We start from the raw sequence: 14951 nt of genomic DNA, 5'->3' as shown, positions 1-14951 counted from the left end.
ACCGGACCCTCGTTCCTGCTCCAATGGTCTTCCGCCACAAAACCCTGCATCTTCCGTCAGCACTACAGGGCAAAGAAGGAAAGTTTTATTGAATGAAAGAGCAGGCCGCCCTGACCGGAGTATGGATACTTGGGTTACCTGACCGGATTATTTCTATAAAATAGCGATGGCTGAATTAATCCCTCATGTAGGGGGGGCAGAAAAACAGCTGTTTGATAGAAGTTTATACTTTTCAGGTCACAGTTCGTTTTCCATGCAGTGATAACGTAAGTCGGAGGTGTTCGTGTTGGGGGACCATTGGAGCTCTGTCGGGTGTCGTCTTGCTTTTTCTGAACGCCCGACCGGTGGTGTCTGAGCGAAGCGAGTTCCGCCGGTCAGTGAAAGAAAAAGGTAGACGACCGACAGAAGCGACCGGGTCCCCCAACACGAACACCGAAGACGAACAAGTAACAAAATAATTCTACATTTATCGGTGTAAGGTATATAACTGCCAAAATTTATTCATTGAGGACTTTCCAGAGTATATCTTTCAATTCGGTAAGGCCGGTTCCTGTCACAGAGGAGATAAAGACATAAGGGATATCGGGGAGATCGCACTCCATCTCTGCCATCAGTTCTTTATCGGCACAGTCTGATTTTGAAATGGCCAATACGCGTTTTTTATCCAGAAGCTCCGGATTGTATTGTTTCAATTCGTTTAACAGGATGTTATATTCCTGATGAATATTCTGACTGTCGGCAGGTACCAGAAATAGCAATACCGAGTTGCGTTCGATGTGGCGCAAAAATCGGATACCCAGTCCTTTTCCTTGGTGTGCTCCTTCGATAATACCGGGAATATCTGCCATAACGAACGAACGTCCATCACGGTAATTGACGATTCCCAGGTTAGGAACGAGTGTCGTGAAAGGGTAATTGGCGATTTCGGGTTTAGCAGCAGATACTACCGACAATAAGGTCGATTTGCCGGCATTGGGGAATCCGACCAGGCCCACATCCGCCAATACCTTTAATTCGAGAATGACCGTCCGTTCGACACGGGGTTCTCCGGGTTGGGCAAAACGGGGTGTCTGATTCGTTGCCGAACGGAAGTTCCAGTTACCCAAACCTCCGCGTCCTCCCTTGACCAGGATAAAACTTTCTCCGTCTTGCGTGATTTCACAAATCGTTTCACCGGTTTCTGCATCCCGGGCAACTGTTCCTAAAGGAACTTCGATTGTAACATCTTCACCATCGGCACCTGTACTCCGGTCTTCACTTCCGTTTCCGCCGTCACCTGCAAATACATGGCGCTGGTATTTCAAATGGATCAGTGTCCAGTAATTTCGGTTTCCACGGACGATGACATTGCCTCCCCGTCCTCCGTCACCTCCATCCGGTCCGCCTTTCATCGTTCGTTTATCCCGGTGTAAATGGGCGGATCCCCGGCCTCCGGCACCACTCCGGCAGAAGGTTTTTACATAATCGACAAAATTCGTAGAAGCCATAATATGAAAAAGTAAAAGGTAAAAAATCTTAGGCATTCAGGATATAGAGATCCGGATAATTTCTTCCCAAACCATCGTAATCCAAGCCTCTTCCCACGACAAAATCGTTTTCCAGTTCAATGCCTTTGTAGGCGATGGGTACCTGACAGACTGCGGCTTTGGGTTTATGGAATAAAGTGGCGACGATCACTTGTTTCGGATTCTTAGCATGTAAATATTCCAGCAAATGCTTCATCGATCTTCCGGAGTCGATGATATCTTCCAGAATGACGACCGTACGGTTCTGTATGTCCTCTTTTAGCCCGATCAACTCTTGGATTGCTCCGGTAGAACAGGTTCCGCTATAGGAAGCGACTTTGACAAAGCTGATTTGTGTACCCGGAATGACGATTTGTTTAATCAGGTCTGATGTGAACATAAAAGAACCGTTCAAAATACTTAAAAATAGAGGTTGGGTATCGGCTAGCTCCCGGTTCATCTGTTCGGCCATTCGGGTAATGACTTGATCGATTTTAGTAGCTTCGATAAAAGGACGAAACTCTTTGTCATGTAATATGATATTTCCCATTTTGCTAAATTGCTATCCCTTTGAGTATTTATTTGGACAAAAGTAATATTTTTAAGGCATATATGGAGGGACAAATCAGATTATATTTATTTTTGTATCGATTAGTCTGATGAATTTTACCTTATAAAACAAATATCGAATGAATCCAAGAGTAAGTATTATTATGGGGAGTACTTCCGATCTGGCCATTATGGAGAAGGCGGCGAAAGTATTGGATGACATGGGTATTCCATTTGAAATGAATGCCTTGTCGGCTCATCGTACTCCTGCAGAGGTGGAGGCTTTTGCCAAACAGGCTGCAGAGAGAGGAATAGAAGTCATTATCGCCGGAGCCGGTATGGCTGCCCATCTGCCCGGAGTCATTGCGGCCATGACACCGGTGCCGGTGATCGGGGTGCCGATCAACGCCTCTTTGAACGGAATGGATGCTTTGTTGGCTATTACTCAGATGCCTCCGGGAATTCCTGTCGCTACAGTGGCTATCAACGGTGCGATGAATGCCGGAATTCTCGCCGTACAAATATTGGCTGTCGGAGATCAGGAGTTGAAAGAAAAGATGATTCATTTTAAAGAATCTTTGAAAAAGAAGATTGTCGATGCCAATAAAGAATTGGCTGCGGTGAAATACAATTTCAAAACAAATTGATCTCAACCGACTTATATAAGATCCCGTAAAGAATTGTCTATTCTTTACGGGATCTTTTTGTAAATATTTTTAAATTAAGTTTGTTTTTAAGTAAATAATTCATAAATTTGAAAATAGAATAAGATGAGATGTTATTGTTGTGTAGCATTGCGTGATACCGGCGGTATAAGGTAATTTATTTTTTGTTCGTTCTGTTTCGTCGCTTAATTTCATACCGTCGGTATTTTTAATGGAGAGTTCCCCCTTGTGGTAACGGGATGTTAGGATTTTATATCTGATGCAGAACTACAGCTTACTGCCTGTTGCGAGATCCGGCCTGACAGAAGTTGCGTAATTTTCAGTACCATGAGATGCTGGCAGTTTTGGTTATTTCTACTGTTTTCACTAGTCTCTTTGGATGTTTGGGCGCAGGATTTACCTGATATTGAACGTTTGCTGGAAGGAAATGATATTCTGAATACCGAAGATGGATACGAGGAGATGGTCGATATCCTTTCTAATCTGTTGATTACTCCGGTGAACGTGAATATGGCTGGGTTCGATTCCCTCAAGATGTTATTTTTATTGTCCGACAGCCAGATCGATCAGTTGTTGGAATTTCGAAAGAAATACGGAAATTTTCTTCATATCAACGAGTTGTTGTTGGTACCGGGAATTGGGAAGAAAGATCTGGAGAATATCCGGCCTTTTATTACTTTAGGGCATCCGGAAGTCCGGGACCGGGTGAAAGCGATAAGATTACGTAGCCGGCAGGAATTACTGACCCGTGCCAAAGTGAATCTCCCCTTGCAGGAAGGGTACACAACCTATTCACCGGCTGATTTTGACACCCGGAAAGAGTATGAACGCAAAGTAGATAATCGTTTCCATGGCCCTCCGGTCGGGCTATTACTCAAGTATAAAGCGACGATCGGGCAACATCTGCAAGCTGGTTTGACCCTTGAAAATGATTCGGGTGAAGGGTATTTTACCCGGTATCAGAAAAACGGTTTCGATTTTTTATCAGCCCACGTAAGTATTCATACAGATCGTTTTTTTCAACGGATTCTTTTGGGTGATTACCGATTACAATGGGGGCAGGGCTTAGTGGCTTGGGGCGGTTTTGCTTCTGGAAAATCGGATGTTGTCGTCGGAAACGAGAAATCGGGCAAAGGTTTTTCGCCCTATACTTCTGCCGATGAAAATAATTACCTGAGAGGGGTTGCACTGGCCCTGAAACCTTGTCAGCAGGTGATGGCAGAGGTGTTTTTTTCCAGGAAGAAAACCGATGGTAATATCGTACAGGCGGATACATTAGTAGTAGAGGATCTGCTGTCGGTTTCTTTGTATGAATCCGGTTATCACCGGAATAATAATGAGTGCCGGAAAAAACATACCCTGGAAGAACTGACTACGGGAGGGGCCCTACATTGGAATGCACTGGCCTTTAAGCTTGGACTGAACGCTTTGTATTATGATTTTAAACCGGCCTTGATGATCGGGGATCGTATTTATCAGCAATATAACGATACGGGGCACAAACGTTTTTTGATGAGTGTGGATTATAAAACTTCGTTTCGCGGAATATATTGGTTTGGAGAGACGGCTTTTAGCGGAGCCGGTTCCTGGGCTACGATCGACGGGATGAGGTGGGGAAATTCGTTCTTATCTGCCTGTTTGCTTTATCGTCGTTACGATAAAAAATATAGCTCCCATTATGCTGCCGGATTTGGGGAATATTCCAATACTGCAAATGAGGAGGGGGTGTATTTCGGTGCCGATATCTCTCCCCTGAAAAACTTGAAGATTAATCTGTACTATGATTGGTTCCGTTTTTTTAGTCCCCGTTATGGTGCTACTATTCCCGGATCGGGGTGGGAGTTGTTGGGACAGATCGGTTACCGGCATGGGAATTGGGAACATAGTTTTCGGCTAAAACGGGAGATCCACCCGGAAGATACAAAAGAAAAAATCTCTGTTCAGCGGGAAAAAAGTGAATATCGTTATCAGATCGGCTATCGGATAACGCGTCGACTCGAGTTGAGGACCCGTTTCAGCCTTTCTCATTACCATAAGGAGCAAGTCAAAGAAAAAGGTTTTTTGGTCTACCAGGATTTGATTTATGCCACCCGGAATAATCGGTTCAAAATGCAATATCGTTTGGCTTGGTTTAAGACCGATTCTTATCAGTCGAGGATTTATGCGTACGAGAACAATGTGTTGTATGGATATTCCTTTCCTTCTTTTATGGGAGAGGGGTGGCGTACTTACCTGAACTTGAGTTGGAAGCCGTTAAACGGTCTCACATGTTACCTGAAAGGCGGATTTACAGTATATCCCGACCGGAAAGAAATTAGTTCGGGGGTTACGAAAGTGGAAGGAAATAAATTGTATGATCTTGCTTTACAGTTACGGTTTACCTTTTGAGATCGTTTACTCCGGTTTGTTTTTGGCATGCAGCAATTGCATGATTTCTTCATCCGTCAATTTTTTCACATTGGTGATGATCATATTCTCATGCAAGAAATTACCATATTGATTACATTCGTCGATAATTCCTGCGAAAAGGGGTTGAAGATCTGTTTTCAGAGGAAGGAGCAACAGCATCACGGCATAATTTCCTTTAAATTCCGTAGATTCGATAAAGCCATGAGCACTGTTAATAGCTGTTTCTGCTTCATTTTTCAGCGTATTTTGCTGAAAAGAGGGTAAATCTCCTGGAACGCGGTAAAAAAACACACAGAAATACCGAAGTAATAACCCCTGGCCTCCCAGTCCTGTCGAAATAAATACACCAGGATCGTCCAATAGAGTCGATTGTAATAACATCCTGGATTGTTGGAGCGCTATAATCGCCCATTTCTTTAAGGGAGTGTCTTGTTTCGAAAAGTTTTCGATAGCACGGTACACCGATACATCGTCCAGGGTTGCCAATACGACCAGCATTTTCTTTTTGATTTCCGGGGCGATCGTCTCGTCATAGAGATCATTGATGTTTTCCAGGTATTGTTTACTTGTTTTCTGGTAATCTTCAGTTCGTTTACTGAGTAAGTTTACCATTTCGAAGTATTCTTTCTGTACCTTGATGTCCACTTCTTCCTCCAGGATGCTGAGGTTAGAACCGGCCATAGCCAGTAATTGATCGATATCTTCTATTTTCTTTCCCTGTTTACTCATGCTCGATGTATTTCTCAGACAAATTTAAGCTATTCCATATAAAAAAAGCTGCCCTCAGAGCAGCTTTTTTTATATCTGTAAAGAATTAGGCTTTGTGTCTGCGTTCATCAGATACAGTCAGCTTCTTTCTTCCTTTTGCTCTTCTTCTGGCTAATACTGCTCTACCTCCGACAGTTGCCATTCTTTCTCTGAAACCGTGTTTGTTTCTTCTTTTGGTGTTTGAGGGTTGAAATGTCCGTTTCATTGTAAAATATATTTTATCATTATTTTCTCACTTCGGACTGCAAAAGTAGGGATTTTTTTTGTGTCTCCAAAAAAAAGTTACTTTTTTTTACCTGATTACGTGTAACTAAGCCTTGGCTGATCTCGTATTACTACTGAAAGATGAAAAAGAAGTCTGAAAATTTGTTTTTATAAATCAAATTATTAACTTTAAGAGCGATTATCCTGATATGAGACAGCTTAAGATTACCAAGCAAATTACGGGGCGCGAGTCGTACTCCATCGAAAAATATCTTCAGGAGATAGGTAAAATCCATGTTTTATCTCCTGAAGAAGAAGCCGATTTGGCAAAAAAAATCAGAAGTGGAGATCGGGCGGCAAGGGAAAAACTGGTATTGAGTAATTTGCGGTTTGTCGTTTCTGTCGCGAAGCAATATCAAAATCATGGGCTGACTTTGGGTGATCTGATCAATGAAGGAAATGTCGGATTGATCAAAGCGGCCGAATGCTTCGACGAAACCAAAGGATTTAAGTTTATTTCTTACGCTGTATGGTGGATCCGCCAGTCTATCCTTCAGGCAATAGCTGAAAATGCCCGGCTGATCCGGTTGCCATTGAATAAGATCAGTACGATCAATAAGGTGAATCGGTGTTATACCCTGTTGGAACAGGAGTTCCAGCGCGAACCGACAGAAGAGGAGATTGCCGAAAAAATGGATATGACCCCCGAGGAAGTAAAAGAAAACATGAAGATCGCCACAAAGCCGGTATCTATGGATGCTCCTTTGACGACCGATGAGGAATCCATCTCCCTCTACGATGTGTATGTCGCTCCCGATCCTTCTATACAGGCCCCGGAAAGTTCACTGAATCAAGACTCTCTGAAGACCGATATCGAACGTTCGTTCGCTGCTTTGTCGGTGCGTGAAGCTACTATTCTAAGTATGTATTATGGCCTGAATGGGTATACCTCGATGTCGCTCGAAGAAATCGGAACGAAATTAGGTTTGACGAGCGAAAGAGTCAGACAGGTGAAAACCAAAGCTATCCGGAAACTAAAAGAAGTGAAGAATAACAAACGGTTGAAAACCTATTTGTAAAATAAAGGAAGAATAAAAATCAGGGATGAAAGCTTAGCTTTCATCCCTGATTTTTTAGAAGAATGCAGTATAAATCACAACCAATAAGATACAGATGATATAAGCACAAATATTGAATACCTTATCTGTTTTAAACATATCGGCAGTCAGTTTGATCGCTTTCGGGTCATCATCTTCAGGATTGCTACTCAGGCTGACCATAAAGATCACTACAATCGTCAGTAAAGTTGCATAGAACATTTGGTCCATGAACGGCATCTCGAGTGGTAAAAGCTTAAATAGCAGTGCGATTGGTATTGAACAAAGCACACCCCAGATCGCTCCTTTGTTCGTCGCTTTCTTCCAGAACAATCCCATTAAAAATACAGCCAAAATACCCGGGCTTACTAAACCGGTATATTCCTGAATGTATTGGAACATCTGATCGATACCTCCCAATAGTGGAGCCAGGCATACGGCGATGATCAAAGCAATACCGGCTGTTAAACGGCCTACGTTGACCAGTTTTGTTTGCGAAGCTTCGCGATTGATATATGGTTTATAGATGTCCATCGTAAAGATGGTAGAAGTCGAGTTCAACATAGAAGCCAGCGAAGAAACGATCGCTGCAGCTAAGGCGGCTAGTACAAGGCCTTTGGCTCCCACGGGAATGAAGGTACTGATCAGCCAGGGGTAAGCATTGTCATTGTTCAATGCGGTAGAACCTGCGATTTCGAAAGCACTTCTGGCACCGTGCAGGTCTTCGGAATACATCACCCAGGCAACGATTCCCGGAATAACTACAATGAAAGGAATCAACATTTTCAGGAAAGCTGCAAAGGCGATACCCCGCTGTGCTTCTGTCAGCGATTTGGCTGCCAGGGTACGTTGAATGATGTACTGGTTGAAGCCCCAGTAATATAGATTGGCTACCCACAGCCCACCGATCAATACATAGATACCCGGAAGATTGTTGAACTCCTTGTTATCGCGGGAGAGTACCATATCGAATTTATCGCTGGCAACATCGGTAATGTGAGAGATTCCGTTCAGGATTCCTCCGTCGGGAGTGACGTAATGCAAGGCGATGATGGTTGTAATGACACCACCGATTACCAACAGAGCTACCTGAATGACATCTGTCCAGGCTACAGCCGATAATCCACCGTATAGTGAGTAAGCTGCTGCAAAAATGGCCAGCGCAATGATGGCCGGAACAATCATACTGCCATCTCCTACACCTACAATCGTGTCGATAGCTTTACCACCCAGGAATAATACAGAAGTCAGGTTGACAAAAATAAAGAGAGCGATCCAGAATACAGCCAGAATGGTCTTCAGATTGGTCGAAAACCGTTTTTCCACAAATTCCGGAATCGTGTAAATCCCTTGTTTGATAAAGATCGGCAAGAAGAATTTTCCGACGATAATCAAGGTCAGTGCTGCCATAAATTCATAAGAAGCAATGGCCAGACCTCCGGCAAAACCTGAACCGGACATACCGATAAATTGCTCAGCCGAGATGTTGGCGGCAATCAGAGAAGAACCGATAGCCCACCAAGGCAATGCCTTACTGGCCAGAAAGTAGTCTTCGGCAGTTTTGGTCTGTCCTTTTTTTGTCCGTGATACCCACAGACCTACACCTACTAGTAGAATCGCGTATATTCCGACGATTACGAAGTCAATTATATGAAAACTTGGATTCATAATAAAATTTTATGTGATTATTAATTTAATTTACGTGCGCCTTCACCGATATCGGCGATATAAAATGTTGCTTCCAGATTGGTTTTGTCCTTGTAGATTTTCCCTACTTCCCGGATATAATGATCAATCTGTTCTTCCTGAATCAGTGTCACGGTACAGCCACCGAAACCGGCACCGGTCATTCGTGATCCTAAAACACCTTTCAGCTGCTGGCCTGCTTCGGCCAGGGTATCTAATTCGATCCCGGTCACTTCGTAGTCGTCTTTCAGCGATTGGTGGGAGGCATTCATCAATTGTCCGAACATTTTCAGTTCACCTGCTTTTAAGGCATCGATGGCTTGTCTGACCCTGGCATGCTCCTGTACTGCATGTTTAGCTCTGCGGCAAACGCTCGGATCGGAAATCGAAGTACAATATTGCCCGAACTCGGTGGGCGTCAATTCACAGAGGAAAGTGATCGGATGTCGGCTTGAAATAGAGGTTACAGCCCGTTCACATTCACTTCTCCGCTCATTGTACTTGGAATCTGCTAATCCTCTTTTTTTATTGGTATTGGCGATGACGAGCTTATAGCCCTCCATATGTAAAGGGACATATTCGTATTTCAGACTGGCACAATCCAGAGCGATCGCGTGATTGGCTTTGCCCATGCCGACAGCAAACTGATCCATAATTCCACAGTTGACGCCGACGTAATCGTTTTCAGCTTTTTGCGAAATTTTGACCAGCTCAGTCATATCCAGATGTGCCTTCGTGACATCGTTCAGCATCACTGCCGTGACTACCTCGATAGAAGCAGAGGAAGAAAGACCTGCTCCATTCGGAATGTTTCCATAGTACAAAAGATCGTATCCCCATACGTCGTATCCCCGTTCTGCAAATTCTTTCATCACGCTGACCGGATACTTGATCCAGGCAGTAGGTTTGTTTTCGAAAGCGTTTGCATTAGCGGTGTAAGAACGATCCATATTTACACTCGAGAAACGATTTTGACAGTCTTCACGCTTCGCTATCAAAAGATAGGTCCCGAAACTCAAAGCGCAGGGAAAGACCAACCCTCCGTTGTAGTCCGTGTGTTCCCCGATAAGGTTCACCCGGCCCGGAGCAAAATAAGTATGCTCCGCTCGTTTCCCATAGATTTCTTCAAATCTATGTTCTAATTCTAGTGTATTCATATTTATTGTTAGTTGTGTTCTGCTTTATATGCTCTGCACGCAAATATTCGGACAAAAATATAACATTTTTTTTAGTAGCACAACTTAAACTGTTAAGAATGGTAAGATATACACGCTATATCTTTTCATTATTGACGGTGATTTTTCTCTTTTTTATTAAAGGAAATTAATATCTTTGCGAACAGTTAGTAAGAAATTAATTATTTTTTGTTTTAAAGTGTAAGGGATTGGCGGAGTAATTGGAATAAATAGAAGTATTTGCGTATGAAACCACAGATCTATATATTGAAGAATGCGCATCTCGAAGTGCATATTTCTACTTTAGGGGCTACTTTAACCCGTATGCTGACGAAAGATTGGCAGGGCAAGGTGGTGGATGTGTTACTGGGCATGGAAAAGGCCGAGGATTATGAATCGCCGGAGTACGTTGGTAGCGGAGCCTATCTGGGAGCGATAATCGGACGTTATGGGAATCGGATTGCCCGGGGAAAATTTGAAATTGACGGTGTAAAATATCAGTTGGCGGTAAATAATGGTGAAAACCATCTGCATGGAGGATTGTGCGGTTTCGATAAAAAGATCTGGAACGTCGAACAAGCCGGTACAGATATATTGACATTGACTTACTGCAGTCCTGACGGTGAAGAAGCTTATCCGGGAACACTACAGGTGAAAGTCGGATTTTCATTGCAGGAGAAAGCTTTACGAATCGATTATGAAGCTATTACCGATAAAAAATGTTTTGTCAATCTGACCCATCACCCTTATTTTAACCTGAATCCCGAGGCTGCAGATATTAAACAGCATACCCTGAAATTATATACCGACCGTTATTTAAAGACCGACGATTTGATTCCGGACGGGACTTTTGTTACAGCTGCCGGAGATTATGATTTCACTTCACCGGCATCCTTACAAGGAGTGATCGGGAATCAGGGAGGACTGGACGATTGTTTTGTTTTTAATAATTCCGGGAAACTGGTTCGAATGGCAGAACTTTTTGATGATCAGACAGGTATAAAGCTTTATGTATGTTCTGATTATCCGGGAGTGCAAGTGTATACGGGTAAATTTCTGGATGTAAAGCAGGCTAAAGATGGTAAACGATACGGACCTTATGCCGGAGTAGCCCTGGAAGCTCAATTCTGGCCCGATTCTCCTAATCATCCTGAGTTTCCGTCCACACTTTTAGTGCCGGGAGAAATTTATAGGAAAACAACCATTTATGGTTTTGAGTGAATTTGAATGATTCAAATAATATTTTATTAAAACTGTTTATAACCTACAATTATGGGAAAATATGAATTAAACAAAAACCTTGCACAGATGTTGAAAGGTGGAGTGATCATGGACGTGACTAATGCAGAGCAGGCAAAAATTGCTGAAGCCGCAGGAGCTTGTGCAGTTATGGCATTAGAGAGAGTACCGGCAGATATCCGTCGTGACGGTGGTGTTGCCCGGATGTCCGATCCACAGATGATCAAAGCAATTCAGAAAGCTGTTTCTATTCCGGTGATGGCTAAAGTGAGAATCGGTCATTTCGTGGAAGCTCAGATATTGGAAGCCATCGGTATCGACTTTATCGATGAAAGTGAAGTATTGACTCCCGCTGACGAACTTTATCATGTTGAGAAAACAGCCTTCAAAGTGCCGTTCGTATGTGGGGCACGTAATTTGGGCGAAGCATTAAGGCGTATCGGTGAAGGTGCAGCCATGATTCGTACCAAAGGGGAGGCCGGAACCGGAAATGTTGTTGAAGCGGTGACTCATATGCGTCAGATCAACGATGATATGCGTCGGGTAAAAAATGCCGGAATGGAGGAACTGATGAGCCTGGCAAAAGAATTCGGAGCTCCTTATGAATTAGTGAAATATGTACACGAAAATGGAAAATTACCTGTAGTGAATTTTGCTGCCGGTGGTATTGCTACACCTGCTGATGCTGCGTTGATGATGCAGTTGGGATCTGAAGGTGTATTCGTGGGCTCCGGTATCTTCAAATCCGGTGATCCGGCAAAACGGGCAAGAGCTATTGTCCAGGCTGTCACCTATTATAACGATCCGGTGAAATTGGCCGAATTGTCGGAAAACCTCGGAGAGGCTATGTCAGGACTTGAAATTAAAACATTGGAGAATAAATATGCTGAGAGAGGTTGGTAAATCCGATATATCCATTTAAACTCAGTAACTTTTCACATGAAAATAGGAATTTTGGGTTTTCAGGGTGCTGTCATTGAGCACCAGCGACACATTCAACAATTGGGGCAGGAAGCTGTTGTTGTCCGTTATACGGAACAATTGGGCGAGATAGATGGTATTATTTTGCCCGGAGGGGAGAGTACCACCATGGGAAAATTACTAAACAGGACGGGCATGATGAAACCACTCCGTGAAAAAATTCAGCAGGGACTTCCGGTTTGGGGAACCTGTGCCGGCATGATTCTGTTGGCGAAGGAGTTGGATCAGGATCCGGCAGTACATTTGGGAATTATGGATATCAAGGTCAGACGGAATGCTTACGGAACGCAAATCGATAGTTTCGATACTCAGGTGAAGATTCCAGAGGTAAGCGATGAACAGATCCCGCTGGTATTTATCCGGGCTCCTTATATTGTCCGCACGGGAGAGCAAGTAAAAGTGTTGTGTGAAGTGGAAAAACATGTCGTCGCTGCCCGCGAAAAAAATATGCTGGCGACTTCTTTTCATCCGGAGTTGACCGGAAATACCGCATTCCATCAGTATTTTATCGGGATGTGTAGCGGTAAGTAAGAAATCCTGTTCCCTGCCGAAACGAATATATTCGGAAAGGGAACAGGATTTTTTTATTTTTGTTGTACTAATTCTTCGATGGTAAGTGTAGCCGTACCGATTTTCTTTACGACAATACCTGCTGCAATATTGGCCGTTCTCATCGCTTCGCTGATCTCCAAGCCGGCTGCCAAACAAAGGCCGAGTGTCGCTACGACAGTATCTCCTGCACCACTGACATCGAAGACCTCTTCCGAATGGGTCGGGATGTGAATGGGAGGGATTGGACCGATCAGACTCATACCTTTATCACTGCGGGTCACTAATAAAGCGGTCAGGTGATTGTTCGTAATTGCTTCCCGGGCTGCTTTTTCAATAGCCCGGTCGGTGTTGGGCACCGTATAACCGACGATGTCACTCAGCTCTTTGACGTTGGGAGTGACGATATCGGCACCTGAATATTTTTCCCAGTTCTTCCCTTTGGGATCGATAATGACTTTTTTATCGTATTTGTGGGCTAGCTTAATCAGATAACGGGATAAATCTTCGGATATCAATCCCTTGCCGTAATCTGAGATTACCAGGATATCGTATTCCGGTAAAATCTGGCTGATCGCATCCCGGAATAGCTTTTTATTGTCCGCATTCAGTTCGCTTTTATCTTCATAGTCTACCCGGACGATTTGCTGTTTCCCGCCGATAATCCGTGCTTTGGTGATTGTCGGGGAGGAAGTTTTCAATAGGAAGGTGTCGATATTTTTGTGGCGGCTGATCCGTTCGATTTCTTTACCGAAAAGATCATGGCCGATAACACCGCATAATAAAGTATGCCCTCCCAGACTGACAATGTTGTTGGCGACGTTCGAAGCTCCTCCCAACCGGGATTCTTCTTTTTGAATGTTGACGATAGGGACCGGAGCTTCCGGAGAAATACGGTCTACTTTGCCGAAATAATATTTATCCAGCATGATATCTCCGACGATCAGAATTTTACTGTTTGAAAAATCTAACATCTTAGGCTAATTTATTCGACACCTCCGAATTCCATCAAATAGGCTTTTATGAACCCGTCGATTTTACCGTCCATGACTCCGCCGACATCAGAGGTCTGAAAATTAGTCCGGTGATCTTTTACCCGGCGGTCATCGAAAACGTAACTTCTGATTTGTGAACCCCACTCGATTTTTTTCTTATTGCTTTCGATCTTTTGTTGTTCTGCCATCCGTCTTTGTAATTCCATATCATACAACATAGAACGCAGCAAACGCATAGCATTTTCACGATTATCCAGCTGAGAACGGGTTTCGGTATTTTCAATCAGGATTTCGCGGGTTTCACCGGTATCCGGATCTTTGTAATTGTAACGTAGGCGCACACCCGTTTCTACTTTATTTACATTCTGTCCGCCGGCTCCTCCCGAACGGAAAGTATCCCAGCTGATATCCGCCGCATTGATGGCTATTTCTATCGAATCATCCACCAAAGGCGTCACAAATACAGAGGCAAAGGAAGTCATTCGTTTGCCCTGAGCATTGAAAGGAGAGACCCTGACTAAACGGTGGACACCGTTTTCACCTTTCAGGTAACCGTAGGCGAAATCGCCTTCCAGCTGCAATGTAACCGTTTTGATTCCGGCTTCATCGCCTTCCTGGATGTTGCTGACTGTCAATTTGTAGTTATTGGCTTCTGCCCAGCGCATATACATCCGCATCAGCATGGAAGCCCAGTCCTGACTTTCCGTACCACCGGCACCAGAATTGATTTTAAGGATACAGCTCATTTGATCGGCTTCACCCCGTAACATATTCTTTAATTCCAACTCTTCTACCAGTTGTAGGGTTTCTGCATAGTGGGCGTCCACTTCTTCTTCGGTAGCTTCGCCTTCTTTGGCGAATTCAAAAAGTACGTTCAAGTCGTCTACCGAACGGGATATAGCTTCACATCCTTCTATCCAGCCTTTTAATTCGCGTACCTGTTTCATCACTTTTTCCGCTTGTTTCGCATCGTTCCAGAAATCAGGGGCCTGGGTACGCATTTCTACTTCTTCGAGCTCTATTTTTTTTCGATCGATGTCAAAGATACCTCCTCAGAGCGCCACCGCGTTCTTCAACTGCTTTCAGTTGATCTATTGTTATCATAATATCGGTTTTATATTTTATGCTG

Annotated in this window: 14 protein-coding genes; 6 read left to right on the top strand and 8 right to left on the bottom strand. The window is 43.8% G+C overall.

Annotated elements, in window-relative coordinates; translation table 11 throughout:
* Positions 1–497: 497 nt before the first annotated feature.
* Both obgE and WS34_RS07790 read right to left on the bottom strand, forming a co-directional pair.
* Complete coding sequence (gene obgE / locus WS34_RS07795; RefSeq protein WP_013612292.1) at positions 498–1487, bottom strand: GTPase ObgE; 990 nt, start codon at positions 1485–1487, stop codon at positions 498–500.
* A 28-nt stretch (positions 1488–1515) separates the two neighbouring features.
* Positions 1516–2055 carry a phosphoribosyltransferase gene (locus WS34_RS07790; RefSeq protein ID WP_013612291.1) on the bottom strand — a complete coding sequence of 180 codons (540 nt, stop codon included), beginning with the start codon at positions 2053–2055 and terminating at the stop codon, positions 1516–1518.
* A gap of 139 nt (positions 2056–2194) precedes the next feature.
* Between WS34_RS07790 and purE the strand changes: the two genes are divergently transcribed.
* Positions 2195–2701, top strand: coding sequence for a 5-(carboxyamino)imidazole ribonucleotide mutase (gene purE / locus WS34_RS07785; protein ID WP_046404140.1), 507 nt, complete (start codon positions 2195–2197; stop codon positions 2699–2701).
* Between the two features lie 345 nt (positions 2702–3046).
* Positions 3047–5107: a helix-hairpin-helix domain-containing protein gene (locus WS34_RS07780; protein WP_046404138.1), complete on the top strand. Its 2061-nt coding sequence runs from the start codon at positions 3047–3049 to the stop codon at positions 5105–5107.
* A 6-nt stretch (positions 5108–5113) separates the two neighbouring features.
* Here the strand turns inward: WS34_RS07780 and WS34_RS07775 are convergent, their stop codons facing one another.
* Together WS34_RS07775 and rpmH are read right to left on the bottom strand one after the other, a co-directional pair.
* Positions 5114–5857 (bottom strand): hypothetical protein, encoded by a 744-nt coding sequence (locus tag WS34_RS07775; protein WP_046404135.1) that lies wholly within the window; start codon positions 5855–5857, stop codon positions 5114–5116.
* 85 nt (positions 5858–5942) lie between these two features.
* Complete coding sequence (rpmH, locus tag WS34_RS15510; RefSeq protein WP_286693675.1) at positions 5943–6101, bottom strand: 50S ribosomal protein L34; 159 nt, start codon at positions 6099–6101, stop codon at positions 5943–5945.
* Between the two features lie 208 nt (positions 6102–6309).
* On the opposite strand from rpmH, the gene WS34_RS07770 reads away from it, so the two are divergent.
* Complete coding sequence (locus WS34_RS07770; RefSeq protein WP_046404133.1) at positions 6310–7179, top strand: sigma-70 family RNA polymerase sigma factor; 870 nt, start codon at positions 6310–6312, stop codon at positions 7177–7179.
* A gap of 54 nt (positions 7180–7233) precedes the next feature.
* Here WS34_RS07770 and WS34_RS07765 read toward each other — a convergent pair whose 3' ends face one another.
* Together WS34_RS07765 and WS34_RS07760 are read right to left on the bottom strand one after the other, a co-directional pair.
* Positions 7234–8865, bottom strand: a complete 1632-nt coding sequence (locus WS34_RS07765; RefSeq protein ID WP_046404130.1) for a sodium/sugar symporter — start codon at positions 8863–8865, stop codon at positions 7234–7236.
* Positions 8866–8885: 20 nt separating this feature from the next.
* A complete protein-coding gene (locus WS34_RS07760; RefSeq protein ID WP_046404129.1) occupies positions 8886–10040 on the bottom strand; it encodes a galactokinase in 1155 nt (384 codons plus the stop codon).
* Between the two features lie 264 nt (positions 10041–10304).
* Between WS34_RS07760 and WS34_RS07755 the strand changes: the two genes are divergently transcribed.
* Genes WS34_RS07755 through pdxT form a run of 3 tightly spaced genes read left to right on the top strand, consistent with a single transcriptional unit; the run spans position 10305 to position 12809 of the window.
* Entirely contained in the window at positions 10305–11279 is a 975-nt protein-coding gene (locus WS34_RS07755) for an aldose epimerase family protein (protein ID WP_046404128.1), read from the top strand.
* 51 nt (positions 11280–11330) lie between these two features.
* Positions 11331–12200: a pyridoxal 5'-phosphate synthase lyase subunit PdxS gene (gene pdxS / locus WS34_RS07750; RefSeq protein WP_046404126.1), complete on the top strand. Its 870-nt coding sequence runs from the start codon at positions 11331–11333 to the stop codon at positions 12198–12200.
* 36 nt (positions 12201–12236) lie between these two features.
* On the top strand, positions 12237–12809 hold the full coding sequence (gene pdxT / locus WS34_RS07745) for a pyridoxal 5'-phosphate synthase glutaminase subunit PdxT (RefSeq protein WP_046404123.1): 573 nt from the start codon (positions 12237–12239) through the stop codon (positions 12807–12809).
* Positions 12810–12862: 53 nt separating this feature from the next.
* Here pdxT and rfaE1 read toward each other — a convergent pair whose 3' ends face one another.
* Both rfaE1 and prfB read right to left on the bottom strand, forming a co-directional pair.
* Positions 12863–13801, bottom strand: a complete 939-nt coding sequence (gene rfaE1 / locus WS34_RS07740) for a D-glycero-beta-D-manno-heptose-7-phosphate kinase (protein WP_046404120.1) — start codon at positions 13799–13801, stop codon at positions 12863–12865.
* 11 nt (positions 13802–13812) lie between these two features.
* Positions 13813–14926 (bottom strand): peptide chain release factor 2 gene (gene prfB / locus WS34_RS07735; protein WP_286693674.1). Its coding sequence is split into 2 segments (ribosomal slippage): positions 13813–14862 and positions 14864–14926, totalling 1113 coding nucleotides; the frame shifts between segments, so codons are not numbered across the junction.
* Positions 14927–14951 lie beyond the last annotated feature (25 nt).

The sequence above is a fragment of the Odoribacter sp. N15.MGS-14 genome, from assembly GCF_000980245.1.
Taxonomy (GTDB): domain Bacteria; phylum Bacteroidota; class Bacteroidia; order Bacteroidales; family Marinifilaceae; genus Odoribacter; species Odoribacter splanchnicus.
This window is presented reverse-complemented; position numbering and strand designations above follow the sequence as displayed.

Coding starts and splice junctions, on each gene's coding strand:
- rpmH (WP_286693675.1), bottom strand. CDS start 6,101: ATGAAACGGACATTTCAACCCTCAAACACCAAAAGAAGAAACAAACAC.
- WS34_RS07760 (WP_046404129.1), bottom strand. CDS start 10,040: ATGAATACACTAGAATTAGAACATAGATTTGAAGAAATCTATGGGAAA.
- WS34_RS07770 (WP_046404133.1), top strand. CDS start 6,310: ATGAGACAGCTTAAGATTACCAAGCAAATTACGGGGCGCGAGTCGTAC.
- obgE (WP_013612292.1), bottom strand. CDS start 1,487: ATGGCTTCTACGAATTTTGTCGATTATGTAAAAACCTTCTGCCGGAGT.
- purE (WP_046404140.1), top strand. CDS start 2,195: ATGAATCCAAGAGTAAGTATTATTATGGGGAGTACTTCCGATCTGGCC.
- pdxS (WP_046404126.1), top strand. CDS start 11,331: ATGGGAAAATATGAATTAAACAAAAACCTTGCACAGATGTTGAAAGGT.
- WS34_RS07755 (WP_046404128.1), top strand. CDS start 10,305: ATGAAACCACAGATCTATATATTGAAGAATGCGCATCTCGAAGTGCAT.
- rfaE1 (WP_046404120.1), bottom strand. CDS start 13,801: ATGTTAGATTTTTCAAACAGTAAAATTCTGATCGTCGGAGATATCATG.
- WS34_RS07775 (WP_046404135.1), bottom strand. CDS start 5,857: ATGAGTAAACAGGGAAAGAAAATAGAAGATATCGATCAATTACTGGCT.
- pdxT (WP_046404123.1), top strand. CDS start 12,237: ATGAAAATAGGAATTTTGGGTTTTCAGGGTGCTGTCATTGAGCACCAG.
- WS34_RS07765 (WP_046404130.1), bottom strand. CDS start 8,865: ATGAATCCAAGTTTTCATATAATTGACTTCGTAATCGTCGGAATATAC.
- WS34_RS07780 (WP_046404138.1), top strand. CDS start 3,047: ATGAGATGCTGGCAGTTTTGGTTATTTCTACTGTTTTCACTAGTCTCT.
- WS34_RS07790 (WP_013612291.1), bottom strand. CDS start 2,055: ATGGGAAATATCATATTACATGACAAAGAGTTTCGTCCTTTTATCGAA.